This is a genomic window from Fictibacillus marinisediminis, assembly GCF_023149135.1.
GTDB lineage: Bacteria > Bacillota > Bacilli > Bacillales > Fictibacillaceae > Fictibacillus_C > Fictibacillus_C marinisediminis.
Window position 1 is genome coordinate 238,666 of sequence record NZ_JAIWJX010000002.1, and the last position, 17,040, is coordinate 255,705.

A 17,040-nucleotide genomic window follows, 5' to 3' on the forward strand; every position below is an offset into this window, starting at 1 on the left:
TATCTAGTTTTGAGGGAATATACCTCAAAATATGTCTGGTGGCGATAGCGAAGAGGTCACACCCGTTCCCATACCGAACACGGAAGTTAAGCTCTTCAGCGCCGATGGTAGTTGGGGGCTTCCCCCTGTAAGAGTAGGACGTTGCCGGGCAAGAACGAAGCACTGCTGGAAAGATTCCAGCAGTGCTTTTTTGTATGTTCTTTTTTGTGACAATGATGGGTTTGGCATGTAAAGGGTGAAAAGTCGCACGTAAAGTCTCCATTCCCGCATGTAAACATTTCAAAGTCGCACGTAAAAGGGCCGAAGCCGCATGTAAACCGTACAAACCCGCAAGTAACGATCCCGAACCAACAAAGTAGAACCTTCAAATCCTTATCCATTAGCCACAAAAAGAGGATTTTTAAAGAGAACACGAAAGGATAAAGCCTATACAAACTAATTACTTGTTCTATTTTTCATAAAACCATCGAGGGATCAACCCAATAAGTATGAAAATGACGTGATATGCAAGTAAATCTTGTCGAATCGCAAGTAACGGCTGTGAAATCGCAAGTAAACGCTGTCGAATCGCAAGTAAACAAGCCAACGCCGCAAGTAAACAAGCCGAAGCCGCAAGTAAACCCACCAAAGCCGCAAGTAACGATCCAAATCGCCCAAGGAAGACCAAGAAAGATCGCCTAAATTACCCTCATTTGATCTCGAACCCTCAAAATTACATCAAAAAGAAGCCACCCCGTAAGGGAAACCCCACAAAATCTATAAAAAGACCCCCCAATTAGTTTTTTTCTTCACTAACCCCCTTTCCACACACCAGCCAACGCAGTATCTCTGCAATTTTATTAAAAAACACACATAACTCTCTTACAGCAGATATGGTATGATAGGTGAAATTATGGCTGAAGAGGTGTTAGCATGAAGGATAAAAAGTTTGATACAAAAGCTGTTCATTTTAGTACAATCCGGGAGTCGGCAGTGGCAAGCAAGGTACAGCCTATTTACCAAACCACTGCCTATTCATTTAAAGACCTGGATGACATTGAAGAGTATTTCAGAGGAAACAAGCCGTACTTGTATTCACGGGTGGATAATCCGAACAATGATGATTTAGCTGCGGGAGTAGCACGGCTGGAGGAAGCACCATCAGGAGCAGCGACGTCTTCTGGGCTTTCAGCTATCTTATGTGCAGTGCTCGCTGTTGCGCAAAATGGTGATCATATAGTTGCCTGTGATGACTTATATGGCGGTACATATCATCTGTTTGCTTCAGAATTGAAGACGTTTGGCATCGATGTAACTTTTGTTTCGTTTGCGGATCAGCAATCCATTCAGGAAGCTATTCGGCCAAACACAAAGATCCTCTACTCTGAATCCATCACGAATCCATTACTAAGAGTAGAGGACATTACGGGAATGGTTGAGCTGGCCAAGAAAAATAATATTGTCTCCATGATCGATAATACATTTGCGACACCATACTTAATCCAGCCGTACGTGCAGGGAGTTAACGTGGTGATACATAGTGCAACCAAGTATATTGCAGGGCATAGTGATGTAACCGCAGGTATCATTGCAGGAGATCAAAATATTATAGCGAAGGCCAAAGAAAAGATGGCGAACCTGGGCTGCAACCTTGGACCGTTTGATGCATGGCTGGCTGCCAGAGGACTAAAGACACTTAGTGTGAGGATGGAACGGCAAGTGAAAAATGCGGCTTCTCTGGCTCAGGTTTTAACAGAACATCAGGCCGTTAAAAAGGTTTATTATCCTCAGTCTGCAAACGAAAAGGGCAACGGAGCCATCGTTACCGCTGAACTGAGTGAAAAAGCTGATATCGAGGCGTTTTTTCAAAACTTATCGTGGATCAAAATAGTTGCAACATTGGCGGGTGTAGAAACGAGTGTGTCCTATCCACTGAGAACATCACACCGTTCCATGCCGGCAGAGCTTATAAAAAAGCTGGGCATTACGAAACATGTAGTGAGGATTTCTGTTGGCATTGAAGATATTGAGGACATTACATATGCTTTTACAAATGCCCTGGATCACTCTTTGTAAGGTAATTCATGGTAAATTATCTGATTTGTCGAATTTGTGAAAATGTGATAGAATAACCATGAAAGCGCTTTACACAGAAAGCAAGGAGGACAACAAGATATATGAAGCAACAACAGGAATTACACCGTGGATTGGAATCAAGACATATTACATTAATGTCACTTGGTGCCGCAATTGGTGTCGGGTTATTTTTAGGTTCTGCGAATGCTATTAAGCTTGCTGGTCCTGCTATACTCGTTGCTTATACTATTGCGGGCGCCGTAATGTTTTTGATTATGAGGGCTCTTGGAGAAATGGCCATTCATAATCCGGTAGCTGGTTCGTTCAGCCGATATGCAAAAGACAACCTTGGTCCGCTTTCCGGTTATATCACAGGCTGGAACTACTGGTTTTTATGGGTGGTTACCTGTATGGCCGAAATTACAGCAGTCGGAATCTACATGAAAGAATGGTTTCCTACTGTGCCGGGCTGGATATGGGCACTGGCTGCATTGGTGATTATGGCTGCGGTTAACTTAATTACCGCAAAAGCCTATGGAGAATTTGAATTTTGGTTTGCTCTAATTAAGATTGTCGCTATTATCGTTTTAATTGTTACAGGTTTAGGCATTATTCTATTCGGTTTTGGAAATCATGGAATCGCTACAGGGATCAGCAACCTCTGGAATCATGGAGGATTTGCCCCTCATGGAATCAAAGGTATTTTAATGTCCATGCAAATGGTCATGTTCGCCTTCTTGGGCATTGAGATGATAGGTGTTACGGCGGGAGAGGTTAAAAACCCGAAAAAGGTACTTGCCCGTGCCATCGACACCGTGTTTTGGAGAATTTTGTTATTCTACGTAGGTGCTCTTTTTGTAATCATGTCCATTTATCCATGGAATGAAATTGGCCCTGATCGAAGCCCGTTTGTACTGACATTTGATAAGATTGGGATTGCTCAAGCAGCAGGTATCATCAACTTTGTTGTTTTGACGGCAGCACTTTCAAGCTGTAACAGCGGTATTTTCAGCACAGGACGTATGCTGTTTAACTTGGCTGAGCAGGAACAAGCGCCATCCGGTATGAAGAAAATCAGCCGAAACGGTGTGCCATCAAAAGCTATTCTCGTATCTGCAGGAGCGCTGTTGATTGGAGTCGTTCTTAACTATCTATTCCCTGGTTCTGAAGTATTTGTCTGGATTACAAGTATCTCTACATTTGGAGCCATCTGGACTTGGGGAACCATTCTCTTGTCCCAGATGAAATTCAGAAAATCATTATCACCTCAAGAACTGAAGGAACTAAAATACAAAACACCATTGTATCCGTATGGTTCTTATATTGCTTTAGCCTTTTTGCTGATGGTGGTAGGAATCATGGGGTACTTTAAAGAAACACGAATCGCTCTTATCGTTGGACCGATCTGGATTTTAGGACTTGTTGCTTTTTATTATGGAAAAGGTCTTAATAAAAAGGATAATAAAGACGAGAAAGTGGCATAATAATTTTAAGTTGCACGTCAGTAAAAATTTACTGGCGTGCAATTATACAAAAAGGGTTGCGTGATTTCAAAATTCATGATATATTAATTATTGTCGACTCAGACATAAATAAGTTCGGATGGCAAAGTCAGCCGAATACATCATATCATCGCGGGGTGGAGCAGTCTGGTAGCTCGTTGGGCTCATAACCCAAAGGTCGCAGGTTCAAATCCTGTCCCCGCAACCAATTTAATTTATCTACTCCATGAGTAAATGATAAATGGACCCGTGGTGTAGTGGTTAACATGCCTGCCTGTCACGCAGGAGATCGCCGGTTCGACCCCGGTCGGGTCCGCCATTACTTTTAAAACGTAAACGAAACAATTTGTTTCGTGTTTTTTTATGTAAAAATAGGTTTTTTTCATAAAATAAGATAAACTAATAAAAGACACATAACCCTTAGGATCATTCGATGCCTAGGGCTTTTTTGTAAAAAAAAGCACAGGGATTATAGAATAAAAAATCAAAGGGCTTTTTTGTAAAAACGATCGTGAAAGTGGAAGGGTACATACGATGAAGGATGAATTTGAGTGGATTAAAACGATTAGTCCGGCCAGCCATAAACAGTCTTCGCTTATACAAGGAATTGGGGATGATGCGGCTCTCATAAAAGGTTCAGCGCTTGATCAGATTGTATGCCTTGATACGATGGTGGAGGGCGTTCATTTCACGCAAAGCACATTGACTCCGTTTCAGGTCGGCCATAAAGCGCTTGCCGCCAACATTAGCGATATTGCTGCAATGGGTGGTATCCCCCTCTTTTACTTGGTTTCCATTTCTATTCCGCCTTCATGGGAGGAAGGGGAGCTGTCCCAGATCTACAAGGGGATGGCTGCACTTGCTGAAGAATATGATATGGATCTGATCGGCGGCGATACCGTTTCTACGAAAGGTCCTCTTGTTCTATCTGTGACTGTATTGGGCCAGGTAGAGCAAGGAAGGAAGCTTTTGAGAAGCAACGCTGAACCTGATGATGTTGTTTTTGTATCAGGCCCGGTCGGAGATTCAGCAGGTGGATTGTCCCTGCTTTTAGAACGGTCTCACCAAGGTGAATTCAGCACAGTGGAAGCTCTCCTTGTTAAAGAGCATCAGCTTCCTTTGCCGCATGTGGGGGCAGGGAGGATCTTGGCGAAGTCCAACAGACGAGTGGCACTGAACGATATCAGTGATGGCATGGCCAGCGAAGCAAATGAGATCGCTGAAGCGAGCAGTGTTTCGATCACACTTTTTCATGATAAACTTCCAAAAAGTGCAGCCATCCAGCACTATCCCAGCAAGATGCAGGATGAATGGATGCTGTTTGGCGGAGAAGATTACAAACTGATCGGGACAATGTCTCCGGATGCCTTTCCTGAAGTGCAGGCGGCATGCGAAAAAGCCGGGATTTGTTTAACGGTGATCGGACGGGTGACAAAAGGGACACCAGGTGTGCTGCTGGACAGAGGAACTTCGATTGAAAAACTGTCGAAAGCGGGATATAACCATTTTTCTGATTGAGGTGCAGGTATGGAACAACTTTTAATAACAACAGCCTCTCCTGAAGAAACGAGTGAGCTTGCTGAGAAGCTTGGAACCTTGCTTGGGCCGGGGGATGTGCTTACTCTTGAAGGAGATCTTGGTGCAGGTAAAACGACATTCACAAAAGGTCTTGCCAAGGGTCTGGGTGTAAAGCGGGTGGTCAATTCACCGACATTCACCATCATTAAAGAATATAAGGGGCGTCTGCCTTTTTATCATATGGATGTATATCGTTTAGAAGACAGCGATGAAGACTTGGGATTTGAGGAATATTTTGAAGGTGAGGGAGTAACGGTGGTGGAATGGGCACAGTTCATTGCTGACCGGCTTCCGGAAGACCGGCTGAATATTGTGATCCGCCGCACGGGAGACGAAAAAAGGGAATTGAAATTTCACCCTGCAGGCGAACGATTTATTACGATATGTAAGGAGTTAGGGAAATGAAGGCCTTAGCCATAGATACATCGAACCTCGTCATGGGTATTGCTGTGGTTGATGGAGAGAAAGTCATTGGGGATTATACGACGAACCTGAAAAAGAATCACTCCATCCGGGTTATGCCGGCGATTCATGATTTATTGAAAGAAATGAATATGAAGCCAGCCGATCTGGACCGGATCATTACGGCGAAAGGGCCGGGATCGTATACAGGAGTAAGAATCGGGGTAACGGTCGCGAAAACGCTGGCCTGGGCGCTGAAAAAGGAGCTCGCAGGTGTTTCCAGTCTTGAGGTCTTGGCTCAGAACGGAAAATACTTCAATGGCTATGTCTGCCCGTTGTTTGACGCCAGGAGGACCCAGCTATATACAGGCTTGTATGGCTGTGAAGAGGGAAGCTTTCAAGCGGTAAAAGAGGACCGGCTTGCATTGAGGAGCAGCTGGCTCGAAGAATTGAAGCGCCTGGAGAAACCGGTTCTGTTTTTGGGGAATGATCTAGAGCTGCATAAAGAAAGTATTCTAGAAGAGCTCGGTGATCAAGCAGTGTTCGGCACGTCAGCTGATCATAACCCGCGCCCGTCTGAACTTGCACGAATCGGAATGGGGAAAGAACCAGAATCTGTGCATCATTTTGTTCCCAGCTACCTTCAGCTTGCTGAAGCAGAAGTGAATTGGCTGGCGGCACAGAAGAAGTAGGTGCAGACCATGGAGGAGACATACACATACAGGTTGGCGACGGTCAATGACTTGCAGGATATCATTGAGATCGAACACGCTTCCTTTACCCTGCCTTGGACACAGGAAGCTTTTTATAATGAGATTGTCCATAATCAGTTTGCCTACTACCTTTTACTAGAGACGGATGGGAAAATTGTTGGGTACTGCGGTGTTTGGGTCATTATAGATGATGCTCATATCACAAATGTGGCGATCCGCCCTGAATACAGGGGCAAGAAGCTTGGGGAAGCAATCATGAAGCAGGCGATGATACTGGCGAAGCGTTATGGTTCAGCAAGGCTCAGCCTTGAAGTCAGGGTCAGCAACTATGTAGCACAAAATTTATACCGCAAGCTTGGTTTTCAGGATGGCGGTATCAGAAAAAATTATTACAGCGATAATGGTGAAGACGCTTTAGTGATGTGGGTGATGCTTTGATGAAACAGGATGAAATTATACTGGCGATTGAAACGAGCTGTGATGAAACAGCGGTCGCGCTCGTGAAAAATGGAACAGAAATTATGGCAAACGTAGTCGCTTCACAAATTGAAAGCCATAAGCGTTTTGGCGGAGTCGTGCCTGAAGTGGCATCACGCCATCATGTTGAACAGATTACGGTAGTGATGGAAGAAGCGCTTCAGAATGCGGGAATTACGATGGAAGACGTGACGGCGGTTGCCGTTACAGAGGGACCAGGACTCGTGGGAGCGCTTTTGATCGGTGTGAATGCGGCGAAAGCCTTGGCATTTGCCCACGGTCTTCCGCTCGTACCGGTTCATCATATCGCCGGGCATATCTATGCCAACCGGCTGATCACTGAGATGAAATTCCCGCTGCTTGCTCTTGTTGTTTCAGGGGGCCATACTGAGCTCGTTCTGATGAAGGAGCATGGCTCGTTTGAAGTGATCGGTGAGACGAGAGATGACGCAGCTGGAGAGGCTTATGACAAAGTAGCGCGTACCTTGAACCTTCCGTATCCGGGAGGACCGCACATTGATCAGCTTGCTCAGGACGGGGAACCCGTCCTTAACCTGCCCCGTGCCTGGCTGGAAGCAGACTCTTATGATTTTAGCTTCAGCGGCTTAAAGTCAGCTGTTATCAATACCGTCCACAATGCGGCGCAGCGTGGAGAGATCATTAAGCCTGAAGATCTGGCGGCGAGTTTTCAGGCATCGGTCATTGATGTGCTTGTAGAAAAAACCGCACGTGCTGCGCGTGAGCATCATGTGAAACAGGTGCTCTTAGCAGGCGGTGTAGCAGCGAATAAAGGATTAAGAGCGGCGCTGGAAGCTAAGTTCAGCGATCTTCCCTATGAGCTCATTATTCCTCCGCTCAACTTATGCACAGATAATGCTGCCATGATCGCAGCAGCCGGCAGTATTGCCTATCAAAAAGGGAAAAGAGCAGACTGGGCACTCAATGGTGTACCAGGTCTCGATTTAGAGGCACAATAACGTAAGAATCCCTTCTACATGTGAGAAGGGATTTTTTTGTTGAGGCATTTTAGTGCTTTAGTGAGATGTGGACAAAGTTATCCACAGGACAGGGGATAATGTGAATAAATGAAAAGAAAGCAATAAAACTGCTTTCTATGCCTGTGCATAAAATAATGTGGATAACATTTTATGAAACTGTGGATAATGTGTATAACTATGTTGATGAAAGAGTTATTATCTATAAAAGCTGTGTATAACCTTGTGGATACTGTGAATTATAGCAAAATAAAAACAACGGTGCCTGACACCGTTGTTGGGGATTATTCTTCCTCGAGCTGGAGCAGTTCCCATTCTTCCATAAGATGCTCGGTTTCTGCTTTGATCTGTTCGATCTTTTCATTATGTTCCTGCGTTTTCTCATAATCCTGGTAAACGGCGGGATCACATAACGCTTCTTCATGAACAGCCTGCTCGGTTTCAAGCTTCTCCAAGAGGGTCTCTATTTCTTCAATTCTCCTCTGCCGCTTGCGGTCTTCGCGTTTAGCCGCCTTGTCCTGTTTATACGCTCCGGCTGAGGCGGGTTCCTCCGCTTGCGGGGAGGAAGGGAGACTTTTGTTTTTTAATTCTTCACGTTCTCGCGTCTCGGTTTTTTTCGCAATATAATAATCATAGTCACCGAGATAGTTTGTAATTTTCGTCCGTGAAAGCTCAGCGACCTTGGTGGCAATCCGGTTGATGAAATAACGGTCATGTGAAACGAAAACAATCGTTCCGGGATAATTGATGAGTGCCTGTTCGAGAACCTCTTTGCTGTCGAGATCCAGATGGTTTGTCGGTTCGTCCAATAACAGCAGGTTGGCCTTTTGCATCATTAGTTTAGCCAGTGCAAGCCGGGCTTTTTGGCCGCCGCTCAGCTCGTTGACATACTTGAGTACGTCATCCCCGCTGAACAGGAAGTTGCCTAGAACGGTTCGGATTTCTTTTTCCGTTTTGTCCGGATACTCGTCCCAGAGCTCGTTCAGCAATGTTTTATTGGAGCTGAGGTTCGCCTGCTCCTGTTCATAATGGCCGATCTTCACATTGGCGCCGTAAGCGATGTGTCCTTCCAATAAAGGCAGCTGTTTTAAGATGGCCTTTAAAAGAGTGGACTTTCCTATGCCGTTCGGCCCGACAAGCGCAACGCTGTCCTGGCGGGAAACATGATAGTCAATGTTGGTGATGAGCGGCACACCGTCCTCATAACCGGTAGCGACCTGCTCAAGCTTTAATACGTCATTGCCGCTTTGGCGTTCTATATCGAACAAGAAGGATGCGGACTTTTCATCACCAAGCGGCTTGTCCATGACTTCCATTTTCTCAAGCTGCTTTCTGCGGCTCTGTGCACGTTTAGTGGTAGAGGCCCGGACGAGGTTTTTTTGAACAAAGTCCTGAAGCTTGGCGATCTCATCCTGTTGCTTCTCATAGGCTTTCATATCCAGTGCAAGGCGTTCTGCTTTTTGTTCCAGATACTGCGTGTAGTTACCTTTAAACTTGGAAGAGCGATGGCGGGAGATCTCATAGACCGTCGTCACGATTTTATCCAGGAAATAGCGGTCATGCGAGACGAGCAGGATCGCGCCGGGATAGGACTGCAAATATTGCTCAAGCCATGAGAGTGTTTCAATGTCCAGGTGGTTGGTCGGCTCGTCCAGTATTAAAAGGTCTGGCTTTGTAAGGAGCAGTTTAGCCAGCGCTAGGCGTGTTTTCTGCCCTCCGCTTAATGTCTGCACGGGAGTTGACGGATCAAACCCGCTAAACTGAAAGCCGTGAAGCACCGTGCGGATGTCCGATTCGTATTGATAGCCGCCTGCTTCCTTGAACTGGATCTGCAGTTCGTCATACTCTTTTAGCAGTTTATTGTAGGCTGTGTCATCTGCGGTCAGCGCAGGATCACCCATTCGGCTCTCCATGCTGCGCAGCTGCTTTTCCATCTTCCGAAGCGGCTCGAACACGCTGATCATCTCATCCCAGATGGACAGTTCGGATTCAAGGCCAGTGTCCTGGGCTAGATAACCGACTCGGACGCCTTTTGGCATGATCAGCTGGCCTGAGTCGTAGGACATGTCACCGGTAATGATTTTTAAAAGCGTGGATTTGCCTGCTCCATTTCTTCCGACAAGCGCGATTCTGTCGCGGGTTTGGACTTCCAGCTTAATATTCGATAAAATAGGGTCAGCCCCAAATGATTTTGTTAAGTCATTCACCTGCAAAATAATCAATGTATAGTCACCTCAAATTCCTATCGACGAATAACAAGGTTCACAGACTGAATGCGAAATGAGATGCTGCTCGATTAGCCTGTATTGCTGAATTCTGTCTACTCTTAGTGTAGCTTACATAAGCGAAGCGGAGCAACTAATCAATGTTCAACATTTCGTTAGAATTAACGTGCAAATCATCCGCCATAGATTTCAAAGATAGTGTATATTCTAGGAAGAAGGAGAAGGTTATGGAATCTTTTACGCATTTTAACGAACAAGGAAGAGCGAAAATGGTAGACATCTCCGATAAGGATGCGACGGTCCGTACAGCTGAAGCCAGAAGCTCAATCGCTGTTAACAAGGAAATCTACTCAAAAATAACAGAAGGCTCGTTTCGTAAAGGCGATGTCCTTGCCGTTGCGCAGGTCGCAGGCATTATGGCAGCGAAAAAAACATCCGACTGGATTCCAATGTGCCATCCTCTGTCCCTGACGGGTGTAGATATTACGTTTCAATGGGAAGAAGAAAATAAAGAAAAGTACAGGCTGCATATTGAAGCAGCCGTGAAAACAAAAGGCAATACCGGTGTTGAAATGGAAGCTTTGACTGCAGCGAGTGCCGCAGCGTTAACCGTTTATGACATGTGCAAGGCCGTGGATAAGGGAATGATCATTGGACCAACCTTTTTGCAGAGCAAAACCGGCGGAAAAAACGGGGATTTTCAACGTACCACTTAAAAAATATGGTAAACTGTAGATAAGCTTTCTGATAGTGGAGGGCTCTAATATGAATCAGGAACAGATAAAAATACCGCAGGCAACTGCCAAGAGGCTTCCGCTTTATTACCGTTTTCTAAAAAACCTTTCCATTTCAGGAAAGCAGCGGGTATCTTCTGCAGAGCTTAGCGAAGCAGTAAAAGTAGACTCAGCAACGATCAGAAGGGATTTTTCCTACTTCGGTGCTCTCGGGAAAAAGGGTTACGGCTACAACGTAAACTATTTATTATCTTTTTTCCGGAAAACGCTTAACCAGGATGAAGTAACAAAGGTTGCCTTGATTGGCGTTGGAAATTTAGGGACCGCTTTCCTGCACTATAACTTTATTAAAAACAATAATACGGTCATCCAGGTCGCTTTTGACGTGGATCCGGCCAAGGTAGGAAAAGAAGTAGCGGGAGTTCCGATCCATTCCATCGACAACATTGTAGCGGAGCTTCAGGAAAGTGATGTAGAAGTCGCCATCCTGACCGTTCCAGTGGGCTCTGCCCAGTTTATTGCCGACCAGCTCGTTCAGGCTGGGATCAAAGGCATCTTGAACTTTACACCTGCGCGCCTGACACTGCCGGCAGAGATCAGGGTGCATCATATTGATTTAGCAGTGGAATTGCAGTCTTTGATTTATTTTATGAAACATTACCCATCAGTTGATTTATAGATTTTCCATTTTGCAGTAAAGGAGGTGTCTGGAATGATTGGAGCAGGTAGTGCAGTTTTTATCGCCGCGGCCGCATTAGTCGTATTTGGACCGAAAAAGCTTCCGGAACTTGGACGGGCAGCAGGAAAAACGTTAAGAGAATTTAAAAATGCGACACAGGGACTCATGGATGATCATGATAACGACAAGAAAGAAAAAGAGTCTCTCCAAAACGAACAGAAGTAGCAGTTAGGATGAACAAAATGTCAGATAAAAACATGCCGGTCTACGACCATTTGGGTGAATTAAGAAACCGTATCGTTATTACGGCCGTTTTCTTTTTTCTCTTTATGGTTGTGGGTCTCTTTTTTGCCAAGCCCGTCATTGTTTATTTGCAAAGTGACAATGTAGCAAAAGACATCCAGATGAACGCGTTTAATCTTACCGATCCTCTGAAGGTATATATAGATTTTGCTTTTATTATTGCGCTTTTGCTTTCCCTGCCGGTGGCGCTCTATCAAATATGGGCTTTTATCAGTCCCGGTCTTTTTGAAAATGAAAGAAAAGTAACACTCTCTTACATTCCGATTTCCTTTCTGCTGTTTGCAGCCGGACTGAGCTTCGGCTACTTCATTCTGTTTCCGCTCGTCGTTCATTTCATGTCGAACATTGCGAATTCGCTGAATGTCGAAGGGGAATATGGGATTAACGAGTATTTTTCATTTTTGTTTAGTTTAATACTGCCGTTTGGTTTGTTGTTTCAGTTTCCGGTCCTTGTCATGTTCTTAACAAGGCTTGGGCTTGTGACTCCTCATTTTTTACGAAAGATCAGGAGATTCGCTTATTTTGGAATTATCGTTGTGGCGGGTCTGATCAGTCCTCCAGAGCTGATTTCACACTTGACCATCACCGTTCCGCTCATCATTCTGTATGAGATCAGTATTTTAATTTCGGCGAATGCCTATAAAAAGCGGCTGAAAGCAGAAGAAGAGGCTATGCTTGATCTTGAATTGGAAAAGACACATCTCGATTAATGAGGTGTGTTTTTTTACTAGAAAGCTTTGCATAGATGTAATGTCTAGCTCCAGCGTCCAAGTCCTCGAGGTCGCTTCACTCTTACTTCACAACACAAAAAGCGTGTTGCTGTGCAAGAGCTCCAGCGCTTGTCGGACTTTAGCAGGGCGCTTGCGCTTTTCTAGATGGAGGTAATAAATCATGCACTATAATGTTATTGTCATTGGAGCCGGTTCTATGGGAATGGCGGCAGGATCTTTTTTATCGAAGAGCGGGAAAAGAACCTTATTGTTAGATTCATATGATCCACCGCACAACAAAGGCAGCCACCACGGGGATACAAGAATGATGAGGTATGCGTACGCAGAGGGAGAAGAGTATGTTCCGTTCGTTCTGAAAGCACGGGAGTTGTGGAGAGTTCTGGAGAAAGAGACAGGCAAAGAGCTGTTTCTTCAAACAGGCGTCTTGAATGCCGGGGATCATCAATCCAAATTCGTTAAGAACATTATCTCCAGTTCAAAGACTTATTCTCTGCCTCTTGAAGTGTTGTCTTCGCATGAAGTGAATGAGCGGTGGCCGGGAATGACATTGCCTGAAAACTATATAGGATGCTATGAGCCAACGTCCGGAGTGCTAAAATGCGAGGAATGTATTGAAGCTTATCGAGAGCTTGCAGAAAAGTACGGAGCAGAGATTCTGACCAATCAGAAGGTTAAAGAACTGTATATCCAAGGCGAGAAAGTAACCGTTAAGACGGAGGAACAGACATTTTCTTCAGATGCCCTGGTTGTTTCGGCAGGAGCATGGTCTGGGCCACTACTTGCCAAGCTAAAGCTGAATCTTCCTCTTACACCGGTGAGAAAAACATTTGCCTGGTTCGATGCCCATGAAGAATTGTATAACTCTCAATCCTTTCCATCCTTTGCTGTAGATACACTTCAAGGTCTTTATTATGGCTTTCCAAGCATCAACGGTTCGGGGCTAAAGACGGGGCGGCATGATGGAGGAGACCGAATCAATCCGGATGAGCCATTAGCTCTTTTTGGTGAACAAGAGGAAGATGAATCCGATCTTGCTGGTTTTTTGAACCGCTATATGCCTGAAAGCGGGCCGTTGAAATTCGGTAAAACCTGTATGTACACTATGACGCCAGATGAAAAATTCATCATCGATTTACATCCGAACCATTCTAACGTGGCCATTGCCTCAGGCTTTTCAGGACATGGTTTTAAATTCAGCTCTGTAGTAGGCCAGGTTTTAAGCGAATTAATCATAGCGGGAAAGAGTGAACAAGATATTTCTTCATTCTCCATCCGCCGATTTGAAAAGAAGTAAAAAAACCGGTTCCTTTAAAAGAGGACCGGCTTTTGTGTTATTTCTTATATTTTTTAATGTGGCGGTGCAGCCTGTAGTACTTGATCGCATTGGCAAAATCAAAGGTCGCCACAAGCATGGTGATCAGGGTCCAGATCCCGGTGACGCCGTATTCGTTGGAATAATGGATGGCGAGCCAGGTGAAAAGGATGCCCATGACGGTATATAAACCGCTCATAAAAAATGGTGATGTTCTCATTAGAAAAGTCCCCCAATAATCATCTGCATTTTCTCCGCTTTATCCTGCAAGTCATTGATCTTATCAGCAAAAACCACCTGTACGAGCATGACGAGGGTATTCATGGAGACATGGGCGACAATGGGAACGAGCAAGCGTTTTGTCCGTACATACAGGAATGCAAATACAAATCCCATGGCTGTATAAACGAGCAGATGGGTGAAATCAAAGTGTACCGCTGCGAAAATCAGTGAGCTGATAAGCGCTGCGATCACAAAGTTAAACCGTTTATACAGGCTCCCGAAAATAATTTTTCGGAAAATGATCTCTTCCAGGATCGGACCGGCAATGGAGGTCACGACCATAAAGTAAGGAGTGAGTTTCGCAATCTTAACAAGCATTTGAGTATTTTCAGAGCCTGGCTTAATGCCAAGCAGGTTTATTTCAATAAGTCCGGCAACGATCTGCGCCCCATAAGCCATAAAGATTCCAATTATGGCCCAACCGACGGCGGATGAACGGGATACGCGTCCTCCTCGTAAAGACGGGTCTTTCATATCGGGAATGAGGAGAAGAAGAACAATTAAGAGAGCAGCGAGAAAGCTGATGGTTCCCCAAAGTCCGGCCCAGTGATCTCTGGGAATGCCAAGAGAGTTCAAGAGGGGGTAACCGACATAGCCTGACAGCTGCATCAGTACATAAGTGAGTACAATCCATAAGTAACGCTTCGTCAATGTATATTACTCCTTTAGTTAGGTTCGGTATGGTCATGTCTTCAGCATTCCCATGTATCTCCCTATTCTAACATAGATTGCTTGAAAACATGGCATGGGACCCCCTTCATAAATTTTTCGTAAAATCATCAGGTCTATACTTGCAAAGAGGAAAAAAATTATTTATTATAGGAAATGGAGTTAGCACTCGTTAAATCAGAGTGCTAATAAATTTAAACTTTCTATTATTTTGAGGAGGGTGTTTCACTTGTTAAAGCCACTAGGTGATCGTATTGTGATTGAGCTTGTAGAAGGTGAAGAAAAGACTGCAAGCGGAATCGTTTTACCAGACTCTGCAAAGGAAAAGCCGCAAGAAGGCAAAGTTGTTGCAGTAGGTACAGGCCGCGTAACTGAGCAAGGAGAACGCGTAGCGCTAGAAGTCTCTGAGGGAGATTCTATCATCTTTTCAAAATACGCAGGAACAGAAGTGAAGTATCAAGGTAAAGAGTACCTTATTCTTCGTGAAACAGACGTTTTAGCTGTAATCGGCTAATTCTAACCATTAACAGATAAGCTACATAGACAGCTTTATGAAAGCTGCATCGATAGCTTTTAAATTTACGAACTTTAAAATTATGGGAGGGTTTTACACATGGCTAAAGACATTAAGTTCAGTGAAGACGCTCGTCGCGCAATGCTTCGCGGTGTAGATGCACTTGCAAATGCAGTAAAAGTAACGCTTGGACCAAAAGGACGCAACGTCGTTCTAGAGAAAAAATTCGGTTCACCTCTTATTACGAATGATGGTGTAACCATCGCGAAAGAAATCGAACTCGAAGATGCTTTCGAAAACATGGGTGCGAAATTGGTTGCTGAAGTAGCAAGCAAAACAAACGATGTTGCCGGTGACGGAACTACAACAGCGACTGTTCTTGCTCAAGCCATGATCCGTGAAGGATTGAAAAACGTAACTTCCGGCGCTAACCCAATGGTTCTTCGCAAAGGAATTGAAAAAGCTACAGCAGTAGCTGTTCAAGAACTTCAAAAGATCTCCAAGCCGATCGAAGGCAAAGAGTCTATCGCTCAAGTTGCTGCCATCTCTGCAGCTGACGATGAAGTAGGCCAATTGATCGCTGAAGCAATGGAGCGCGTTGGTAACGACGGCGTTATCACAATCGAAGAATCTAAAGGATTCACAACGGAGCTTGAAGTGGTTGAAGGTATGCAGTTCGACCGTGGATATGCATCTCCATACATGGTAACCAACTCTGACAAAATGGAAGCGGTTCTTGAGAATCCTTACATCTTGATCACAGACAAAAAGATCACAAACATCCAGGAAATCCTTCCTGTATTAGAGCAAGTAGTTCAACAAGGCAAGCCATTATTGCTTGTTGCTGAAGATGTTGAAGGTGAAGCTCTTGCTACATTAGTAGTAAACAAACTTCGCGGAACATTCAACGCAGTAGCTGTTAAAGCTCCTGGCTTCGGTGACCGCCGTAAAGCTATGCTTGAAGACATCGCGATCCTTACTGGCGGTGAAGTGATTACTGAAGAGCTAGGACTTGACCTTAAGTCTGCGAACATCACCCAACTCGGAACAGCTTCTAAAGTTGTTGTAACGAAAGAAAACACAACAATCGTTGAAGGTGCTGGCGAGTCTGATAAAATCGCAGGCCGCGTAACACAAATCCGTTCTCAATTAGAAGAAACTACTTCTGAGTTCGATAAAGAAAAACTTCAAGAGCGTTTGGCTAAATTAGCAGGCGGAGTAGCCGTTATCAAAGTTGGTGCAGCTACAGAAACTGAGTTGAAAGAGCGTAAACTTCGTATTGAAGATGCCCTAAACTCTACTCGTGCAGCAGTAGAAGAAGGAATCGTATCCGGTGGTGGTACAGCACTAGTGAACGTTGTTCGTGCACTTGCAGCTGTTGAAACTTCCGGAGATGAAGCAACTGGTGTTAAAATCGTTCTTCGCGCATTGGAAGAGCCAGTTCGCCAAATCGCACACAACGCGGGTCTTGAAGGATCTGTAGTTGTTGAACGCTTGAAAAACGAAGAAATCGGAATCGGATTCAACGCTGCTACTGGCGAATGGGTAAACATGTTCGAATCCGGTATCGTTGACCCAACGAAAGTAACTCGTTCTGCACTTCAAAACGCTGCATCTGTATCAGCTATGTTCCTAACAACAGAAGCTGTTATCGCTGACAAGCCAGAAGAAAACGCTGGCGGCGGCGGAATGCCTGACATGGGTGGAATGGGCATGGGCGGAATGGGCGGCATGATGTAAGGCTTTTAAGCCAAACATTGGAGAGATAGCTTAGGTTATTTCTCCGCCCCTTTTCTACTCATATTTCACTCATTTTGTGAAGTAGTCATGCAGATCATTTACATCAAAAGCAAAAACCACTTCCTATGA

General features: G+C 44.8%; 17 protein-coding genes, 2 tRNA genes and 1 rRNA gene. 17 read left to right on the forward strand and 3 right to left on the reverse strand.

The annotated features are described in order from the left end of the window. Positions 1–34 precede the first annotated feature (34 nt). The 10 genes from rrf to tsaD all read left to right on the forward strand — a co-directional run bounded on the left by rrf (position 35) and on the right by tsaD (position 7,704). Positions 35–150, forward strand: a 5S ribosomal RNA gene (rrf, locus tag LCY76_RS01485). A 762-nt stretch (positions 151–912) separates the two neighbouring features. Beyond that, positions 913–2,055, forward strand: a complete 1,143-nt coding sequence (locus LCY76_RS01490) for a trans-sulfuration enzyme family protein (protein WP_248251157.1) — start codon at positions 913–915, stop codon at positions 2,053–2,055. Between the two features lie 101 nt (positions 2,056–2,156). Beyond that, positions 2,157–3,539, forward strand: coding sequence for an amino acid permease (locus tag LCY76_RS01495; RefSeq protein ID WP_248251158.1), 1,383 nt, complete (start codon positions 2,157–2,159; stop codon positions 3,537–3,539). A 149-nt stretch (positions 3,540–3,688) separates the two neighbouring features. Beyond that, positions 3,689–3,765: transfer RNA gene (locus tag LCY76_RS01500), tRNA-Met, on the forward strand. Between the two features lie 35 nt (positions 3,766–3,800). Then, positions 3,801–3,876, forward strand: a tRNA-Asp gene (locus tag LCY76_RS01505). A 215-nt stretch (positions 3,877–4,091) separates the two neighbouring features. Next, positions 4,092–5,075 (forward strand): thiamine-phosphate kinase, encoded by a 984-nt coding sequence (gene thiL, locus LCY76_RS01510; protein WP_248251159.1) that lies wholly within the window; start codon positions 4,092–4,094, stop codon positions 5,073–5,075. Positions 5,076–5,084: 9 nt separating this feature from the next. After that, positions 5,085–5,540 carry a tRNA (adenosine(37)-N6)-threonylcarbamoyltransferase complex ATPase subunit type 1 TsaE gene (gene tsaE, locus LCY76_RS01515; RefSeq protein ID WP_248251160.1) on the forward strand — a complete coding sequence of 152 codons (456 nt, stop codon included), beginning with the start codon at positions 5,085–5,087 and terminating at the stop codon, positions 5,538–5,540. After that, complete coding sequence (gene tsaB / locus LCY76_RS01520; protein WP_248251161.1) at positions 5,537–6,229, forward strand: tRNA (adenosine(37)-N6)-threonylcarbamoyltransferase complex dimerization subunit type 1 TsaB; 693 nt, start codon at positions 5,537–5,539, stop codon at positions 6,227–6,229. Before tsaE ends, tsaB begins: the two co-directional genes overlap by 4 nt. A 9-nt stretch (positions 6,230–6,238) precedes the next feature. After that, positions 6,239–6,688 carry a ribosomal protein S18-alanine N-acetyltransferase gene (rimI, locus tag LCY76_RS01525; RefSeq protein ID WP_062239995.1) on the forward strand — a complete coding sequence of 150 codons (450 nt, stop codon included), beginning with the start codon at positions 6,239–6,241 and terminating at the stop codon, positions 6,686–6,688. Beyond that, the gene (gene tsaD / locus LCY76_RS01530; RefSeq protein WP_248251162.1) at positions 6,688–7,704 is read left to right on the forward strand and encodes a tRNA (adenosine(37)-N6)-threonylcarbamoyltransferase complex transferase subunit TsaD; all 1,017 of its coding nucleotides are present in this window, start codon (positions 6,688–6,690) and stop codon (positions 7,702–7,704) included. Before rimI ends, tsaD begins: the two co-directional genes overlap by 1 nt. A 302-nt stretch (positions 7,705–8,006) precedes the next feature. Here the strand turns inward: tsaD and LCY76_RS01535 are convergent, their stop codons facing one another. Further along, positions 8,007–9,944 (reverse strand): ABC-F family ATP-binding cassette domain-containing protein, encoded by a 1,938-nt coding sequence (locus tag LCY76_RS01535; RefSeq protein ID WP_248251163.1) that lies wholly within the window; start codon positions 9,942–9,944, stop codon positions 8,007–8,009. 230 nt (positions 9,945–10,174) lie between these two features. Between LCY76_RS01535 and moaC the strand changes: the two genes are divergently transcribed. The 5 genes from moaC to solA all read left to right on the forward strand — a co-directional run bounded on the left by moaC (position 10,175) and on the right by solA (position 13,688). Further along, entirely contained in the window at positions 10,175–10,663 is a 489-nt protein-coding gene (moaC, locus tag LCY76_RS01540; protein WP_248251164.1) for a cyclic pyranopterin monophosphate synthase MoaC, read from the forward strand. A gap of 49 nt (positions 10,664–10,712) precedes the next feature. After that, positions 10,713–11,360, forward strand: coding sequence for a redox-sensing transcriptional repressor Rex (locus LCY76_RS01545; RefSeq protein ID WP_091010480.1), 648 nt, complete (start codon positions 10,713–10,715; stop codon positions 11,358–11,360). 33 nt (positions 11,361–11,393) lie between these two features. Beyond that, complete coding sequence (locus tag LCY76_RS01550; RefSeq protein WP_053356072.1) at positions 11,394–11,585, forward strand: twin-arginine translocase TatA/TatE family subunit; 192 nt, start codon at positions 11,394–11,396, stop codon at positions 11,583–11,585. Between the two features lie 17 nt (positions 11,586–11,602). Beyond that, the gene (gene tatC, locus LCY76_RS01555) at positions 11,603–12,373 is read left to right on the forward strand and encodes a twin-arginine translocase subunit TatC (protein ID WP_082316067.1); all 771 of its coding nucleotides are present in this window, start codon (positions 11,603–11,605) and stop codon (positions 12,371–12,373) included. Between the two features lie 181 nt (positions 12,374–12,554). Beyond that, complete coding sequence (solA, locus tag LCY76_RS01560) at positions 12,555–13,688, forward strand: N-methyl-L-tryptophan oxidase (protein ID WP_248251165.1); 1,134 nt, start codon at positions 12,555–12,557, stop codon at positions 13,686–13,688. Between the two features lie 37 nt (positions 13,689–13,725). Here the strand turns inward: solA and LCY76_RS01565 are convergent, their stop codons facing one another. Then, complete coding sequence (locus LCY76_RS01565; protein ID WP_053356069.1) at positions 13,726–13,926, reverse strand: DUF4305 domain-containing protein; 201 nt, start codon at positions 13,924–13,926, stop codon at positions 13,726–13,728. Then, positions 13,926–14,639, reverse strand: coding sequence for a CPBP family intramembrane glutamic endopeptidase (locus LCY76_RS01570; protein WP_091010474.1), 714 nt, complete (start codon positions 14,637–14,639; stop codon positions 13,926–13,928). The genes LCY76_RS01565 and LCY76_RS01570 overlap by 1 nt, the downstream gene beginning before the upstream one ends. Positions 14,640–14,886: 247 nt before the next feature. Between LCY76_RS01570 and groES the strand changes: the two genes are divergently transcribed. Then, entirely contained in the window at positions 14,887–15,171 is a 285-nt protein-coding gene (gene groES, locus LCY76_RS01575; protein WP_053356067.1) for a co-chaperone GroES, read from the forward strand. Between the two features lie 99 nt (positions 15,172–15,270). Beyond that, positions 15,271–16,911 carry a chaperonin GroEL gene (gene groL / locus LCY76_RS01580; protein WP_248251166.1) on the forward strand — a complete coding sequence of 547 codons (1,641 nt, stop codon included), beginning with the start codon at positions 15,271–15,273 and terminating at the stop codon, positions 16,909–16,911. Positions 16,912–17,040 lie beyond the last annotated feature (129 nt).